Annotated in this window: 16 protein-coding genes and 1 tRNA gene; 9 read left to right on the top strand and 8 right to left on the bottom strand. The window is 65.5% G+C overall.

Annotated elements, in window-relative coordinates; genetic code table 11:
- Positions 1-14: 14 nt before the first annotated feature.
- The 5 genes from CHB77_RS01275 to CHB77_RS01255 form a co-directional block, all read right to left on the bottom strand.
- Complete coding sequence (locus tag CHB77_RS01275) at positions 15-1,271, bottom strand: aspartate kinase (protein ID WP_089386363.1); 1,257 nt, start codon at positions 1,269-1,271, stop codon at positions 15-17.
- A 115-nt stretch (positions 1,272-1,386) separates the two neighbouring features.
- The gene (locus CHB77_RS01270; RefSeq protein ID WP_089386693.1) at positions 1,387-1,794 is read right to left on the bottom strand and encodes a DUF1178 family protein; all 408 of its coding nucleotides are present in this window, start codon (positions 1,792-1,794) and stop codon (positions 1,387-1,389) included.
- Positions 1,795-1,810: 16 nt separating this feature from the next.
- Entirely contained in the window at positions 1,811-3,097 is a 1,287-nt protein-coding gene (locus CHB77_RS01265; RefSeq protein ID WP_242626496.1) for a 3-deoxy-D-manno-octulosonic acid transferase, read from the bottom strand.
- A 161-nt stretch (positions 3,098-3,258) separates the two neighbouring features.
- Positions 3,259-3,335, bottom strand: a tRNA-Arg gene (locus CHB77_RS01260).
- Between the two features lie 77 nt (positions 3,336-3,412).
- Positions 3,413-4,831: a sensor histidine kinase gene (locus CHB77_RS01255; RefSeq protein WP_089386362.1), complete on the bottom strand. Its 1,419-nt coding sequence runs from the start codon at positions 4,829-4,831 to the stop codon at positions 3,413-3,415.
- Between the two features lie 272 nt (positions 4,832-5,103).
- Here CHB77_RS01255 and rpmH point away from each other — a divergent pair, with 272 nt between their 5' ends.
- The 9 genes from rpmH (at position 5,104) to CHB77_RS01210 (ending at position 11,736) form a co-directional block, all read left to right on the top strand.
- Positions 5,104-5,238 (top strand): 50S ribosomal protein L34, encoded by a 135-nt coding sequence (gene rpmH, locus CHB77_RS01250; protein ID WP_089386361.1) that lies wholly within the window; start codon positions 5,104-5,106, stop codon positions 5,236-5,238.
- Positions 5,239-5,270: 32 nt separating this feature from the next.
- Positions 5,271-5,684 (top strand): ribonuclease P protein component, encoded by a 414-nt coding sequence (rnpA, locus tag CHB77_RS01245; RefSeq protein ID WP_342351767.1) that lies wholly within the window; start codon positions 5,271-5,273, stop codon positions 5,682-5,684.
- The gene (gene yidD / locus CHB77_RS01240; RefSeq protein WP_089386360.1) at positions 5,681-5,938 is read left to right on the top strand and encodes a membrane protein insertion efficiency factor YidD; all 258 of its coding nucleotides are present in this window, start codon (positions 5,681-5,683) and stop codon (positions 5,936-5,938) included. The genes rnpA and yidD overlap by 4 nt, the downstream gene beginning before the upstream one ends.
- Positions 5,928-6,806 carry a tRNA 2-thiocytidine(32) synthetase TtcA gene (gene ttcA, locus CHB77_RS01235; protein WP_089386359.1) on the top strand — a complete coding sequence of 293 codons (879 nt, stop codon included), beginning with the start codon at positions 5,928-5,930 and terminating at the stop codon, positions 6,804-6,806. Before yidD ends, ttcA begins: the two co-directional genes overlap by 11 nt.
- A 101-nt stretch (positions 6,807-6,907) precedes the next feature.
- Positions 6,908-8,743: a membrane protein insertase YidC gene (yidC, locus tag CHB77_RS01230; protein ID WP_089386358.1), complete on the top strand. Its 1,836-nt coding sequence runs from the start codon at positions 6,908-6,910 to the stop codon at positions 8,741-8,743.
- Positions 8,740-9,501 (top strand): MOSC domain-containing protein, encoded by a 762-nt coding sequence (locus tag CHB77_RS01225; RefSeq protein WP_089386357.1) that lies wholly within the window; start codon positions 8,740-8,742, stop codon positions 9,499-9,501. Before yidC ends, CHB77_RS01225 begins: the two co-directional genes overlap by 4 nt.
- Positions 9,498-10,148, top strand: coding sequence for a ribosome biogenesis GTP-binding protein YihA/YsxC (gene yihA, locus CHB77_RS01220; RefSeq protein WP_089386356.1), 651 nt, complete (start codon positions 9,498-9,500; stop codon positions 10,146-10,148). Before CHB77_RS01225 ends, yihA begins: the two co-directional genes overlap by 4 nt.
- 90 nt (positions 10,149-10,238) lie before the next feature.
- Positions 10,239-11,138, top strand: a complete 900-nt coding sequence (argB, locus tag CHB77_RS01215; RefSeq protein WP_089386690.1) for an acetylglutamate kinase — start codon at positions 10,239-10,241, stop codon at positions 11,136-11,138.
- Between the two features lie 79 nt (positions 11,139-11,217).
- Positions 11,218-11,736 carry a SixA phosphatase family protein gene (locus CHB77_RS01210; protein ID WP_089386355.1) on the top strand — a complete coding sequence of 173 codons (519 nt, stop codon included), beginning with the start codon at positions 11,218-11,220 and terminating at the stop codon, positions 11,734-11,736.
- A 69-nt stretch (positions 11,737-11,805) separates the two neighbouring features.
- Here the strand turns inward: CHB77_RS01210 and CHB77_RS01205 are convergent, their stop codons facing one another.
- Genes CHB77_RS01205 through CHB77_RS01195 form a run of 3 tightly spaced genes read right to left on the bottom strand, consistent with a single transcriptional unit; the run spans position 11,806 to position 15,318 of the window.
- A complete protein-coding gene (locus CHB77_RS01205; protein WP_089386354.1) occupies positions 11,806-12,594 on the bottom strand; it encodes an amino acid ABC transporter ATP-binding protein in 789 nt (262 codons plus the stop codon).
- A gap of 11 nt (positions 12,595-12,605) precedes the next feature.
- Positions 12,606-14,060, bottom strand: a complete 1,455-nt coding sequence (locus CHB77_RS01200) for an amino acid ABC transporter permease (RefSeq protein WP_089386353.1) — start codon at positions 14,058-14,060, stop codon at positions 12,606-12,608.
- Position 14,061: 1 nt separating this feature from the next.
- Entirely contained in the window at positions 14,062-15,318 is a 1,257-nt protein-coding gene (locus CHB77_RS01195) for an amino acid ABC transporter permease (protein ID WP_165456174.1), read from the bottom strand.
- Between the last annotated feature and the right edge of the window lie 73 nt (positions 15,319-15,391).

Below are 15,391 nucleotides of genomic sequence, written 5' to 3'. Positions count from 1 at the left end.
GCCGTCAAGGCCTGTCAGGCCGCTTCCAGGCCAAAGGCATCATGCAGCGCCTGCACGGCCAGTTCCATGTATTTCCGGTCGATCAGGACCGAAATCTTGATCTCGCTGGTGGCGATGACCTTGATGTTGACGTTTTCATCGGCAAGCGCCTTGAACATGCGCGCGGCGACGCCCGCATGGCTGCGCATCCCGATGCCCACCACGCTGACCTTGGCGACCTCGGTGTCCACGACCAGTTCGTCATAGGCGATATGGCCGGCAGCCTTGGCGTCCTCCATCGCGCGCTTGGCGCGTTCGACCTGGTTGATGGGCACCGAAAATGTCATGTCCGTCACCGACCCCGGATGGTCCTCGTAATCCTTTTCCGAAATGTTCTGGACGATCATGTCCACGTTCACGCCCGCTTCGGCCAGCGGCGCGAAGATGGCGGCGGAAATGCCGGGCCGATCCTCGACCGTGACCAGGGTGATCTTGGCCTCGTCGCGCGACGAGGCGACGCCGTTGACGACTTTCGATTCCATGATTTCCTCCTCGGCACAGATCAGCGTGCCCGAATGTTCGTCCGTATCCTCGAACGAGGATAGCACGCGCAGCCGCACCTTGTAGCGCATGGCCAGTTCGACCGACCGGGTTTGAAGCACCTTGGCGCCAAGGGACGCCAGTTCCAGCATCTCCTCGAAGGCGATCCGGTCCAGCTTGCGGGCCTTGCTGGTGATGCGCGGGTCGGTCGTATAGACGCCGTCCACATCGGTATAGATGTCGCAACGTTCGGCCGCGAAGGCAGCGGCAAAGGCCACCGCGGTGGTGTCCGACCCGCCCCGGCCCAGCGTGGTGATGCGCCCGTCCGGGCCCAGCCCCTGGAAACCCGCCACGACGGCGACCTTGAAGCCCTCGGCGAATTTCTGGTCGATATTTGCGCGCGGGATGTCCACGAAACGCGCGGACGAATGCTGCGCCGTCGTGTTGATCGGCACCTGCCAGCCCTGCCAGGACCGCGCGGGCACGCCCATTTCCTGCAAGGTCAGCGCCATCAGCCCCGCCGTCACGTTCTCGCCCGAACTGACCACGGCGTCGTATTCGCGCGCGTCGAACAAGGGCGAGGTCTGTTCGACCCAGCCGACCAGCTCGTTCGTCTTGCCCGACATGGCGCTGACGATGACGATGACGTCATGGCCGCGCTCGACCTCGCGCTGAACCTTGGCCGCGGCGTTCTTGATCCGGTCAAGATCGGCCACGGACGTTCCGCCGAATTTCATCACCAGAAGCGGCATCGCGGGCCTCCAGCCTGGGGGTTGCCATTCGGCGCGGCTTTTAGGGGCGGGGCCGGGAAACCGCAAGGGCGGAACGGGGATGACGGCGTGTGCTGCCGCGAAAACGTCCGTGGCGTCAGTTGGTTTTCTGACGCGGGATGAACGGCAAGGGGGCCACAGGAACACCGTCCTCGATCAGCTTGCGGGCCTCCTCGGGGCGGGCCTCGCCGTGGATCGCGCGGCTGGCGGTGCGGCCCTCGTGCATGGCGCGGGCTTCGTCGGCGAATTTCAGTCCGACATAATCGGAATTCGCCTCGACCTGCTGGCGCAGGGCGGCAAGGGCCGTCTCGACCGGGTTCCCGGCAGGCTTGGCGGCCGATTTCGCCGGCACCGACGGCGCCATCAGCGTCTTTTCAACCGTCGCCGATCCGCAGCGGGTGCAGGCGACATGACCCGCCGACCGCATCGTGTCAAAAGCATCCGACGACCGGAACCAGCCGTCGAAATCGTGCCCTTGTTCACAGCGCAGCGCATAGCGGATCATCATTTCGGCCCTTCCGTCATCCATTCCCCATATTGGGATCCGGGGGCGATCCCGCAAGCTGGCGCAGCCGGTCGATCAGCGCGCCGGGATCGCCTGCGCGGTCCGCCAGCACCCCGCGCGCGGCCTGCCCCATCCGCCGCGCCGCGGCCGGATCGCCGATCAGGCGCGCCAGGTGCCCCGTCAGCGTCGCCGCATCGACCGGCTGCGCCGCCCCCGCGCCGTCCAGCGCCGCATAGGCATCGGCGAAATTGCCGACATGGGGACCATGCAGGATCGCCGCGCAATGGGCGGCGGGCTCCCACGGGGTGTGCCCGCCCCGGTCGGCCATCGACCCGCCGACAAGGCAGATCCCCGAGGCGGCATACCAGCGGTCCATTTCCCCCATGGTGTCGGCCAGCAGAACGTCGCCCCCGGCCCCGCCGGCGGAACGTCGTTCGAACACGACACCGCGCCGGTCCAGCAGCGCGGCCACCTGATCGCCACGCGGCGGATGGCGGATCGCCAGGATCAGCCGCAGGCCGGGATGGCGCTGTCGGACCGCCATCCAGGCGTCCAGGACCGCGGCCTCCTCGCCGTCGTGGGTGGATGCCGCAAGCACGGTCCGGTCGCGGTCGGGCGACGGGACGGGCGGGACGACGCCAGCGGGGGACAGCAGCTTCAGGTCCAGCCGGGGCAGACCCGCGCCTTGCGGCAGGCCTAGCGCCCGCAGCCGCACCTCGCTGCCGGGATCCTGGGCGGACAGGGCCGTCAGGCGCCGCAGCACCGGCCCGATCATCCGGGGCAGCCGCGCCCATCGGTTGGCCGAGCGTTGCGACATGCGCGCCCCGATCACGGCCTGGGGGATGCCGCGATCCGCAAGGGCCTGCGAACGAAGCGGCCAGAATTCGGCCTCGATCGTGACCTGGAGGCGCGGCTGGACCGCGTCCAGAAACCGCGCCAGAGCGCCTGGCACGTCCAGCGGGGCCAGCCGCGCGGGCAGCCCCCAGCCTGCCGCCATGTCGCGCCCGGTCACGCTGTTGGCCGTGACCAGGATCCGGTGCGTCCGCGCCAGCGCCCGGATCACGGGCCGCGCCGAGGTCAGTTCCCCGACCGAGGCGCCATGAACCCAGATTTCGGCCGACGGCACGAGGGCCACGTCCAAGGCCAACCGTTGCCGCAATCCGTCCTGCCCGCGCGGCAAGGCACGCAGACGCAGGGCCTTTTCGATGATGGTGGCGCCGGCACGATAAATCATGGCGTTGCTATAGCGGATGGAACCGGCCGCATGAAGGTCGGCCGAACGACGCGGAACCGAATAGATCACCTGACGTTGCCTTGACAACCGTATCGATTCAGGAGGTTCCCATGAAAGGTCTTGTCGCCTGGTGGCTCGGCGTGCCGGTCATCGTCATCATCATCCTGTATCTGACCGGGATTTTCTGATCGCGCCGTCGAATTCAACACGCTGGCAATAGGCTGGAAAAATGGCGGACCCGGAGCGATTCGAACGCCCGACCCCCAGATTCGTAGTCTGGTGCTCTATCCAGCTGAGCTACGGGTCCGTCGTAGGGCGGTGATCTATCCCCGCGTTTCAAAGGATGCAAGGGGAGGGGGCGCAAAAACGCCTCCTTTTTTCTTTTTACAGGGCCGCCATCGCCTGCCGCACCGGCAGGATCACGGTATCGCGGGGAATATGGATCATGAATTCGCTGCCCTCGCCATCGCTGCGCACCAGATTCAACTGTCCTCCATGGCCCCGCACCAGATCCGCAGCGATGGTCAGGCCCAGGCCGGTGCCGCCCTTTCGAACGCTGCCCGAGAACGGCTTGAACAGGTATTCTTTCGCCTTGTCCGGCAGGCCGGGTCCGGTATCGCCCACCCGGATCCACCATTCGCTGTCGGATTCACCCGCGCCGATCTCGACCGTGCCGGGCTGGCCGGTGCCCTCGATGGCCTGTCGGGCATTGCGGGTCAGATTCACCAGAACCCGGTAGAGCTGGTCGCGGTCGGCCCGGATGGTCAGGGTGGAGGGAATGTCGATCAGGAATTCGACCTGCGCGGCCTTGAGGGCCAGCGATTCGGCCTCGATCACCTCGGCCACCAGATGCGCCAGGGAAAAGCGCGACAGTGTGGGGGCTGGCTCCTCGGCCTTGCCGAAGGCCAGGGTCGTTTCGCACAGGTTCACGGCGCGGCTGATCGAATTGACCAGCTTGGGCGCCGCGCGCTTGACCTTGGGGTCGCCGCTGTCTTCCAGCCGGTCGGCGAAAAGCTGGGCCGTGGTCAGAATGTTGCGCAGGTCGTGGCTGATCTTGGCCACCGCCTGACCCAGTTGCGCCATGCGTTCCTTTTGCTTCAACGATGAGGTGACGGTCTTCTGCATCGCTTCCAGCGCGGTTTCCGCATCGCGCAGCTCTGCCAGGCGCGCATCGGGAATGATGATATGGCGCGGATCCTCGGGCGCCTGGGCATAGGAGACCATGTGGCGGATCACCCGCCGGATCGGCACCAGAACCGCCCGCTGCACTGCCAGGTTCAAAAGAATCGCCGTCAGAATCGAAAACGCCGCCGACAGCAGCAGCAGACGAAGTCCGAAATCGATCATCGCCGTCCGCAGGGATGCAGTATCCATCGTGATCTCGATCAACTGGTCCGTCTGGTTGAACGGGGAACCGATGACCCGGATCACGTCGTTGCGCCGGTTCATCAAGGTTCCCACGGCATCGTCGATCGTCTGCACCAGGCCATCCTCGCGCAGGTCATAGGTCTCGACCACCGGACCCGGCAGGCGCGAGGACAGAACAAGCTGGCGCAGATCGGGGCGCCGCAGCACCACGTTGAAGACCCCGGCGTTCTGCAACAGTTCCGATTCCAGGTCGTCGGCCAGCGTGTCGTCGGACGCCAGCCGAGCCAGGGTGGCGATCTGGGCACGTTCCAGCCGAGAATAGAGATAGTCCAGGCGAAAGCTGGCCAGCGCGGGCAGCAGGATGAGTATTTCAGCCAGCATGACGAAAATGATCGTCAATGCGGCGAATCGGCCAGAGATCGTGTTCAGTCGCATCTGTTCTTGATCAAGGCGCACGGATGCGCATGTTTCGGACCCGTGTTTCGATCCCGCGGTCCCGGTTTGCACATCAAACGAATGTGATCGGTTGCCGGTTCCGGCAAGGACTGGACGCGGATTTTCCCGTTTGCCACCTTATCGGTTGACGGATCGGGTGGCGTGATCTATCCAGCGGGCTTCGAACAACCGGCGCGTCCGCGTGCAGGGTGGAATTCGTCATTCCACACCTGTCGGCCGCCATCCGCAAAAGACGACCCCGGAGATTGACCATGAAGCGCACCTTCCAACCCTCGAACCTCGTTCGTGCGCGCCGTCACGGCTTTCGCGCCCGCATGGCGACCAAAGGCGGCCAGCTGGTGCTGAACCGCCGCCGCGCCAAGGGCCGCAAGCGCCTGTCGGCCTGATTCCCGCATGGCGGGCCGGTCCCGCCCGACACATGGCCCTTGACATGCCGCCCCTGCCCCATCCCGTTGCTGATACGCGACCTGTGGATGGCGGCACGGCGGCATTTCGCATGTCCATGCCCGTGGTGATCGCGAAACGGGCGGATTTCCTGGCGGCGGCGCGGGCCGCGCGCCAGGGAACGCCCGGCTTTCTGTTGCAGGCGCGCGACCGTGGCGACGGCAACCCGTTCCGCGTGGGCTTCACCTGTTCAAAGAAGATCGGCAATGCGGTGATGCGCAACCGGGCCAAGCGGCGCCTGCGCGAAATCGCCCGCCTGCATTTGCCCCAGGGCGCGCGACCCGGCTGGGATTATGTGCTGGTGGGACGACCCGAGGCCACGGTGACGCGGCCCTTTGCGGATTTGTGCCGCGACCTGACTGCCGCGCTACGAAAGATTCACCCATGACCCCGCTGGCGCGTCTGCTGGCGCTGCCGATCCGGGGCTATCGGCTGGTCGCCTCGCCCTGGGTCGGGCATGGCTGCCGGTTCCAACCGACCTGCTCGGCCTATGCCCTGGATGCCCTGGCACGGCATGGCGCCATCCGGGGCACATGGCTGGCCGCGCGGCGCATCGGGCGCTGCCACCCCTGGGGCGGCGCGGGCTATGACCCGGTGCCCGGCGCCGATCCCGACCATGAAGGGCTGTCCGATGCTGGATGACACCGACGAGCCGACCGAAATCCATCCCTTGTTCGCGGGCGCCCCGTCCTCGACCGAATTCCGCAAGCTGCGCAAGCGGCTGGTCCGCGAAACCCGCGCCGCGATCGGGGATTACGGCATGGTCCGCCCCGGCGACCGCTGGCTGGTCTGCCTATCGGGCGGCAAGGACAGCTACACGCTGCTGGCCGTCCTGCACGAATTGAAATGGCGGGGCCTGCTGCCGGTCGATCTTCTGGCCTGCAACCTGGACCAGGGCCAGCCGAACTTTCCGGCGACCGTTCTGCCGCAGTTCCTGACCGAACGCGGGGTGGCGCATCGGATCGAATACCAGGACACCTATACCATCGTCACCGACAAGATCGCGCCGGGCGGCACGATGTGTTCGCTGTGTTCGCGCCTGCGCCGCGGCAACCTGTACCGCGTGGCACGCGAGGAAGGCTGCTCCGCCGTGGTCCTGGGCCACCACCGCGACGACATCCTTGAAACCTTCTTCATGAACCTGTTCCACGGGGGCAGGCTGGCGGCCATGCCGCCCAAGCTGCTGAACGAGGACGGCGACCTGACCGTGCTGCGCCCGCTGGCCTATGTGGCCGAGGCGGATTGCGAGCGGTTTTCCCGCGCCATGAACTATCCCATCATCCCCTGCGACCTGTGCGGCAGCCAGGAGGGGTTGCAGCGGGTGCAGGTCAAGCGGCTGCTGGACGAGTGGGAATCGCGCACGCCGGGGCGGCGGCAGGTGATGTTCCGGGCGCTGATGAACGTGCGCCCGTCGCATCTGCTGGATCCGAATCTGTTCGATTTCGCGTCGTTGTTTCCCGGCGGTCCGGCCGCGCCCCAGAACGGGGTTCCGCGCCTGCGCGACGCCTAGCAGACCCATGCGGGGGCTGGCCCGTTCGGGCAAATCCGCTTGACCTTTGGTCGGCCCTTCTGTTGAAGCGGCGCGACGGACGCGAGAAGGCTGGTGCTGGCATGGAAGACAACAACCGCAATCTGATCCTGGCGACGGTGCTGTCGTTCCTGGTGATCTTGGTCTGGTACACGGTCTTCGCGCCCGACCCCCCGGCCCCCACGCAGGACCAGCCGGTCGCCGTGGAAAGCCAGACCCAGGACGTGCCGCTGGCCAATCCCGAAAGCAGCACGGTGCCTGCCGACCTGGGTGCCGCCCCTGCGGATGCCGCCCCGCAGGCGGGACGGGTGCGGATCCAGACGCCCGCGCTCAATGGCTCTATTTCTCTGGCGGGCGGGCGGATCGACGACCTGCTGCTGACCCGGTACCGAGAGACGCTGGACGACAATTCGCCCAACGTCCGCCTGCTGTCGCCATCCTCGGCCACCGCGACCGATACGATCCAGACCGGCGCGGCCAAGCCTTACTATGCCGTCTATGGCTGGACCCCCGGTCCGGGCATCGATCCGTCGCTGGTGCCCGGCCCCTCGACCGTCTGGTCGGTGGAATCGGGCGAGGTGCTGGCCCCCGGAGAGCCGGTCACATTGGTCTGGGACAACGGCGCGGGCCAGATCTTCCGCCGCACCTTCCAGGTCGATGACAATTACCTGTTCACCGTCGGCCACAGCCTGCAAAACAACGGCGACGCGGCCTTTACCGCGGCCCCTTATGGCATCATCGCCCGGCATGGCCAGCCCGATACCCAGAATTTCTTCGTGCTGCACGAAGGCGCGGTCGGCATGGCCGACGGCACCTTGCAGGAACTGAAATACGACAATATCGCCGAACTCGACCCGGTGGACCGGGAAGGCCGCGCCGAAGTGACGCAGGTCACAAGCAACGGCTGGGTCGGCTTTACCGACAAGTACTGGATGACCACGCTGGCCCCCGCGCCGGGGCAGGCCTTCACCTCGGTCGTGAAATACGCCGAAGGCGCGGACATCTATCAAACCGAAGCCCGCTATCCGATGCAGACCGTCGCGCCCGGAACCCAGGTCGACTCCAGCAGCTATCTGTTCGCCGGCGCCAAGGTGTGGGAGGTCATCAACGGCTATCAGGAAACCCCCGGCATCCAGGGCTTCGTGGATTCGATCGACTGGGGCTGGTTCTATTTCCTGACCAAGCCGATCTTCCGCCTGCTGCACTGGCTGCACGGCATGATCGGCAACATGGGCTGGTCGATCATCGCGCTGACCTTCATCCTCAAGACCCTGGTCTTCCCGCTGGCCCGCAAATCCTACATCTCGATGGCGAAGATGAAGGAATTGCAGCCTCAGATGGAGGAACTGAAGGCCCGTACCGGCGACGACCGCATGAAGTTCCAGAAAGAGATGATGGAGCTTTACAAGCGCGAAAAGGTGAACCCCGCCGCGGGCTGCCTGCCGGTGCTGCTGCAAATCCCGATCTTCTTCGCGCTCTACAAGGTGATCTTCGTCACCATCGAACTGCGCCACGCCCCCTGGATCGGCTGGATCCAGGATCTGGCCGCGCCCGATCCGTCGTCGCTGCTGAACCTGTTCGGCCTGCTGCCGTTCGCGCCGCCGGCCCAGGGAACGCTGCTGCATTCGCTGTCGCTGCCGGCGCTGGCGATCGTGCTGGGCATCAGCATGTGGATGCAGCAAAAGCTGAACCCGGCCCCCGCCGATCCCGCGCAGAAGATGATCTTTGCCTGGATGCCCTGGATCTTCATGTTCATGCTGGGGGGATTCGCGTCGGGCCTGGTGCTGTACTGGATCACCAACAACCTCATCACCATCGTGCAGCAGTACACGATCATGTCGATGCACGGCCATCGCCCGGACTTTTTCGGCAACATCAAGTCGTCGATCCCGTCGCGCCCGCGCAAGGACAGCAAGTGACGGCCCGTCTGGCCCATATCCGCCGCCATCCGATCAAGTCGGTCGGCGGAGAGGGGCTGGACAGCGTGACCCTGACCGCCGCCCGCCGCCTGCCGGGCGACCGGGAATGGGCGGTGCTGACCGAGGGGGGCGAACGCCATGCGCAAGCCGGCCAGACGGGCGGCCAGCCTGACCGCTGGCTGCCCAAATCCTGCTTCGTGCGCGGCGTGCAGTCGCCCCAGGTCCAGGCGATCAGCGGCGGCTGGTCAGGCGGCGTCCTGACCCTGCGCCAGCCGACGCAGGCCGACCTGACCATCGATCCGGACACCGATGGCGACCGTCTGATCGCGTGGCTGCGCCCGCTGTGGCCCACGAACGCCCCCGCCCCCACCCGGCTGGTGCGCGGCGCGGCGATCTGGACGGACCAGAAATGGCCCTGGATCTCGATCCTGTCGTTGGCAAGCCTCGCCGATCTTGAGTCGAGGACCGGCCAGACGCTTGGCATCCATCGCTGGCGCGGCAACCTGTGGGTGGATGGCTGGCACCCCTGGGCCGAACGCGGCCTGATCGGGCAGGTCATCCGCATCGGCGCCGTGGAACTGCGCATCACCGCCCCCATCGGCCGCTGCGAGGCGACATCCGCCGACACCGAAACCGGCGAACGCGACATCGACATGCTGGCAACGCTGGAACGCCTGTACGGCCATACCGATTTCGGCATCTTCGCCGAGGTCGTGAACGGCGGCGACATCGCCTTGGGCGACGCGGTGGCGGCATGAAGGTCGCCTTCCCCGTCGCCCCGGAACCCGATGACGAGACCGCCGAGGCCGCGCGGCTGCTGTTCGCCGGGCCGGTCGATTTCCTGAAAGGCGTGGTGGCCATGGACGGCCTGCCCCCCGCCGACCGTCCCGAAGTCTGTTTCGCGGGCCGCAGCAACGTGGGCAAGTCCAGTCTCATCAACGCGCTGACCGGACGCAAGGGAATCGCGCGGGCGTCCAACACGCCGGGCCGGACGCAGGAAATCAACTATTTCACCCTGGGCGAGCACAGCTATCTGGTGGACCTGCCCGGTTACGGCTTTGCCAAGGCGCCGGTCGCGGTCGTCGCCAAGTGGCAGGCGTTGCTGAAATCCTATCTGGCCGGCCGCCCGACGTTGCGCCGGGCCTTCTGCCTGATTGATTCGCGCCACGGCATAAAGCCCGTGGATCACGAGATCATGACCTTGCTGGACCGATCCGCGGTGCCTTTCCAGGCCGTGCTGACCAAGATCGACAAACTGGGACCGAGCGCCCTGTCCCCCGTCATTGCCCAGGTCGAGGCAGAATTGCAGAAACATCCCGCCGCCTTTCCGCAGATCGTCGTCACCTCGTCCGACAAGGGACAGGGCATCGCCACGCTGCGCGCGATCATCGCCAGCCTCGACTGAACGCGTCCGGACCGGACGCGTCTGGACTGGGGGGGCGATGCGTCCTAGGGTCCGCCCGTCACACAGGGGCCAAGGATGAGAAAGCAGAACATGAACCGCGACTGGACCGCCACCGCCCGAACCCTTTCCGAGGCGCTTCCCTATCTGCAACGCTATTCCGGTGCGGTCGTCGTGGTGAAATTCGGCGGCAACGCCATGGGCGACGACGACGCCATGGCCGAATTCGCCCGCGACATCGTTCTGATGAAGCAGGTGGGCATGAACCCGGTGGTCTGCCACGGCGGCGGCCCGATGATTAACGAACTGCTGGCCCGGCTGGGCATCGAAAGCACCTTCGTGCGCGGCAAGCGCGTGACCACCAAGGAAACCGTCGAGGTGGTCGAGATGGTCCTGTCGGGCCTGGTGAACAAGCGTATCGTCCAGGCCATCAACGACGCGGGCGGCCGCGCCGTCGGCATCAGCGGCAAGGACGACGACCTGATGGTCTGCGAGGCCGATGACCCCGAACTGGGATTCGTGGGCCGCCCGATCGAAATGAACGTCCAGATCATCCGCGATCTGTACAAGGCGGGCCTGATCCCCGTCATCGCCCCGGTCGCCACCGGCATGGCCGACAACGAGACGTTCAACGTCAACGGCGATACGGCGGCGGGCGCCATCGCGGGCGCGTTGCGGGCCGACCGCCTGCTGCTGCTGACCGACGTGGCAGGCGTCAAGGACAAGACCGGCCAGGTGCTGACCCAATTGCATCCCGACCAGGTGCGCGACATGATCGCCGACGGCACCATCGGGGGCGGCATGATCCCCAAGACAGAAACCGCCCTGAAGGCGCTCGAGGATGGGGTGCGCGCCGTGGTGATCCTGGACGGGCGCGTCCCCAATGCCAGCCTTTTGGAACTGTTCACCGAACATGGCGCGGGCAGCCTGATCCGGTCCACTCCGCCCAGCACCCGTCCGCGCGGCCTGCGTCAGGGCGAGGCGTCGTTGTAAGGCCACGCATCGCCTTGCCGAAGACGCGGGGGAATGGCAGGCTGCGTTCACATCGGGCATCACAAGGGCTGATCGCATAATGACACCGCTAGGACACCGACGGCTGATCCTGACGCGCCACGCCAAGTCGGCTTGGGATGATCCGGCGCTTGCCGATCACGACCGCCCGTTGAACGACCGCGGCCGCCGGTCCGCCCTGGCGCTTGGCGACTGGATGGCCTCGCGCGGGTACGAACCCGAGGAAGTGTTGTGTTCGTCCGCCGCCCGCACCCGCGAAACCTGGGCCATGATCGCCAGCGCGCCGCTGGAGGTGCGCCCCATTCTGCGCATCGAGGCGGGTCTGTATCAGGCCGGTCCCGAAAAGATGCTGTCCATTCTCAAAACCGCAAAGCAGCCGACGGTGATGATGCTGGGCCATAATCCGGGCATTTCGGAATTCGCGGCCTTGCTGCCCGCCCGCCTGCCGCTGGATCCCGATTTCCGCCGCTATCCGACCGGCGCCACGCTGGTGGTGGATTTTCAGGTGGACGACTGGTCGCAGGTCGAACCGGGCCAGGGCAGCACGATGGATTTCGTGCGCCTTGACGGACGGCGCTAGGCCGCATTCCCGACGTTTCGGGGACAAACGCCCTGCTCGGGATCGGGGGCGCTTTGCCCCCGGCTTTTCTCAATGCCCCAGGATCTGGCTCAGGAACAGCTTGGTGCGTTCCGACCTGGGGTTGTTGAAGAATTCGCGTGGTTCGTTCTGTTCGACGATCTGGCCCTGGTCCATGAAGATCACCCGGTTCGCCACGGCCTGGGCAAAGCCCATCTCGTGCGTGACGCAGATCATCGTCATCCCCTCTTCGGCCAACTCGATCATGGTGTCCAAGACTTCCTTAATCATCTCGGGGTCCAGGGCCGATGTCGGTTCGTCGAACAGCATGATGCGGGGCTGCATGCACAGCGACCGGGCGATCGCCACGCGCTGCTGCTGGCCGCCCGACAACTGACCCGGATACTTGGCTGCCTGTTCGGGAATCTTGACCTTTTCCAGATACTTCATCGCGGTCGCTTCGGCCTGCTTGCGCGGCACCTTGCGCACCCAGATCGGCGCCAGCGTGCAGTTTTCCAGCACCGTCAGGTGCGGGAACAGGTTGAAATGCTGGAACACCATACCGACTTCGGACCGCACCTTGTCGATGTTCTTGATGTCGTTGGTCAGTTCGATCCCGTCCACGACGATATGCCCGGACTGGTGTTCTTCCAGCCGGTTGATGCAGCGGATCAGGGTGGACTTGCCCGATCCCGACGGCCCGGCGATGACGATGCGTTCGCCCCGATGCACGGTCAGATCGATGTCGCGCAGGACATGGAACGATCCATACCACTTGTTCATGTTGCGGATGTCGATCGCAACCTCGTCGCTGACCTGCATGTGGCTGCGGTCGATTCGGCGGGTGATGTCTTCGCTCATGAACGGTGTCCTTACCTGTGGTCGCGTGCCAGACGGCGTTCGAGATACATCGAATACCGCGACATGCCAAAGCAGATCAGAAAGAAGATGAAGCCGACAAAGATATACGGCTCCCAATAGATGCCCTTCCAGCTTGTGCTGGCGCGCACCGCGTCGGACATGGACTTCAACGGGTCGTACAGGCCCACGAAGGTCACAAGCGTGGTATCCTTGAACATCCCGATGAAAGTGGACACGATGCCGGGGATGCTGATCTTGAGCGCCTGCGGCAGCACGATCAGCCGCTGCGCCTTCCAGTAATCCAGGCCCAGCGAATCCGCGGCCTCGTATTGCCCCTTGGGCAGGGCGGCCAGCCCGCCCCGGATCACCTCGGCCATGTAGGCGGCCGAGAACAGCGTGACCATGATGATGACGCGCAGGATGATGTCGAAGGTGGTGCCCGGCGGCAGGAAGTAATTCAGCAGCAGGGATGCGACGAACAGCAGCGCGATCAGCGGCACGCCCCGGATGAACTCGATAAAGATCACCGCCAGCGATTTCACCAGGAACATGTCCGACCGCCGCGCCAAGGCCAGAACGATGCCCAGGGGCAGCGACATGGCGATGCCCGCGATGCCGATGGTGATGGACAGCAGAAAGCCCCCGAAACGGTCCGATGCGACGGCCGGGATGGCCAGCGACACCAGATTCTCGGCATCGCGGGCGGCGCCGCCCGCAAAGCCGATCCACCAGACCAGCGGCACGATCAGCGCGGCAACCGTCGCGACCAGCCCGGATAGGCGGCCCAGCAGCCGCCATGCCAGCCATCCCAGGATCGGCCCGACCAGCACCATGACCGGTCCCCACGCCGATCCGCCCCACAGGAACCAGACCCCCATCAGCGGATACAGGATCGAAAACACCAGAAGCCAGGCGACATTTCGTTCCGAAATCGCCAGGGCGCCGATCAGGACCACGGCGGCAAAGGCCAGCCAGGCAGCCGGTGCGCCCAGCGCGGCCATCAGCCACAGCGTCAGCACGATGGTCAGGCCCAGCACGATCCGGCGGATGCGGATGGATTCCGAAAACAGCACCGGCACCAGCGCCACGAACAGCAGCCCAAAGGCCATGGTCGGCCGCCAGTAAAGCTCGACCGGGTAGAAGCCATAGACATACTGGTTCCAGCGTTCCCGGATGACCGCCCAGCAGGCGCCGCGCGCGCCCTCGCCCCAGGTTTCGGCGATGATCTGGCGGCATTCGGACAGGCTGCCCGCGTTCCAGACGGAATGGGCGAACCAGTCCCAGAAATGGCTGACCAGGAACCAGACGATTGCAAGGCCCAGCAGGGTCAGGACCGTGTTCACGGGACCGGAGAACAGGTTTGTCCGCAGCCAAAGCACCGCCCCCGACTGGGCCGCCGGGGGCGTCGCCGGCGGCAGCATCGTATCGCGGACAAAGGGAACGGTCTGGGCGTGGGTATCGCTCATCTCACCGCTCCTTCAGCTTGACGCGGGCGTTGAAGACGTTCATCCCGGCCGAGATCGTCAGGCTGAGAACCAGATACACGCCCATCATCAAAACGATGGATTCCAGTTCCCGCCCCGTCTGGTTCAGAGTGGTGCCGCCCAGCGTGCCCTTCAGATCCATGTAGCCCACGGCAATCGCCAGCGAGCTGTTCTTGGTCAGGTTCAGGTACTGAGAGATCAGCGGCGGAATGATGACCCGCAGCGCCTGAGGCAGGATCACAAGGTTCATGGTCCGTCCGGGACGCAGGCCCAGGGCAAAGGCCGCCTCGCTCTGGCCCCGGCTGATGGCCAGGATCCCGGCGCGCACGATCTCGGCGATGAACGCCCCGGTATACAGCGTCAGCGCCAGCCACAGGGCAACCAGCCCGTTCTGGACGTTCAAGCCGCCGGTGAAATTGAAGCCGCGCAGTTCCGGCGCAATCAGATGCAGGCCGAAATACCAGATCAGCAGCAGCGACGGGACGGTCATGACCGCCAGACTGGCCCACCAGGTGGTCGGGCGGCTGCCGGTCCGGTCCTGCACCTGCTGCGCCCAGGTGGCGATCATCCGCCGGGCGATCCAGCCCGCCGCCAGAACCACGACAAAGGCCAGCGTGGCCCAGCTGATCGTGATCCGCGCGCCCAGATCCAGGCTGCCCGGATCGTTCGTCATGCCCAGCGTCGGAATGGCGGTGTACCGGTTCGTCAGCGCCACGTTGTCGAACAGGATCATGCTGGCGGACGGATTGTCCCCCCGGAACGCATTCGGCGCCGGCATGATTTCCGTGAAGATCGCGAACACGATCAGGATCCACAACAGCAGGGGCACGTTGCGGAACGCCTCGACATAGACGGTCATCAGGCGGGCGATCAGCCAGTTGTTCGACAGCCGCGCCACCCCTGCCACGACGCCCACGAAGGTCGCCGCGATGCAGCCCAGGATCGACACGATCAGGGTGTTCAGCAGTCCGACCAAGGCCGCGCGCAGATGCGTGTCGTCCGAGCTATAGGGGATCGGCGTCTGCGGGATGTCGTATCCGGCGCGGCTCCACAAGAAGCCGAAATCGAAATCCTTGCCCAGGGCCGCCAGGTTCTGGATGGTGTTGTTTATCAGCCACCAGGCCAGGGCCATCACCAGGATGAACACGATCACCTGGAAGGTCAGCGACCGATAGCGCCGATCATAGATCAGCATGCTTGGTCGGAACGGCGGCGACGCCGGTACGGACAGATCCGTCATTCTACACACCCCTGCGGCCGGTCTTGCCTTGTGTTGGCAGCTTTTTCGCAACCGGTCTTGTTGTTATGCGTCG

The sequence above is a fragment of the Paracoccus sediminis genome (assembly GCF_900188295.1).
Classification (GTDB): Bacteria; Pseudomonadota; Alphaproteobacteria; order Rhodobacterales; family Rhodobacteraceae; genus Paracoccus; species Paracoccus sediminis.
Note: the sequence above shows the minus strand (reverse complement) of the source record. Positions and strands in the feature narration are given on the sequence as shown.

Coding starts and splice junctions, on each gene's coding strand:
- argB (WP_089386690.1), top strand. CDS start 10,239: ATGAACCGCGACTGGACCGCCACCGCCCGAACCCTTTCCGAGGCGCTT.
- CHB77_RS01255 (WP_089386362.1), bottom strand. CDS start 4,831: ATGCGACTGAACACGATCTCTGGCCGATTCGCCGCATTGACGATCATT.
- yidD (WP_089386360.1), top strand. CDS start 5,681: ATGACCCCGCTGGCGCGTCTGCTGGCGCTGCCGATCCGGGGCTATCGG.
- rpmH (WP_089386361.1), top strand. CDS start 5,104: ATGAAGCGCACCTTCCAACCCTCGAACCTCGTTCGTGCGCGCCGTCAC.
- CHB77_RS01275 (WP_089386363.1), bottom strand. CDS start 1,271: ATGCCGCTTCTGGTGATGAAATTCGGCGGAACGTCCGTGGCCGATCTT.
- CHB77_RS01195 (WP_165456174.1), bottom strand. CDS start 15,318: ATGACGGATCTGTCCGTACCGGCGTCGCCGCCGTTCCGACCAAGCATG.
- yidC (WP_089386358.1), top strand. CDS start 6,908: ATGGAAGACAACAACCGCAATCTGATCCTGGCGACGGTGCTGTCGTTC.
- rnpA (WP_342351767.1), top strand. CDS start 5,271: ATGGCCCTTGACATGCCGCCCCTGCCCCATCCCGTTGCTGATACGCGA.
- yihA (WP_089386356.1), top strand. CDS start 9,498: ATGAAGGTCGCCTTCCCCGTCGCCCCGGAACCCGATGACGAGACCGCC.
- CHB77_RS01200 (WP_089386353.1), bottom strand. CDS start 14,060: ATGAGCGATACCCACGCCCAGACCGTTCCCTTTGTCCGCGATACGATG.
- ttcA (WP_089386359.1), top strand. CDS start 5,928: ATGCTGGATGACACCGACGAGCCGACCGAAATCCATCCCTTGTTCGCG.
- CHB77_RS01270 (WP_089386693.1), bottom strand. CDS start 1,794: ATGATCCGCTATGCGCTGCGCTGTGAACAAGGGCACGATTTCGACGGC.
- CHB77_RS01205 (WP_089386354.1), bottom strand. CDS start 12,594: ATGAGCGAAGACATCACCCGCCGAATCGACCGCAGCCACATGCAGGTC.
- CHB77_RS01210 (WP_089386355.1), top strand. CDS start 11,218: ATGACACCGCTAGGACACCGACGGCTGATCCTGACGCGCCACGCCAAG.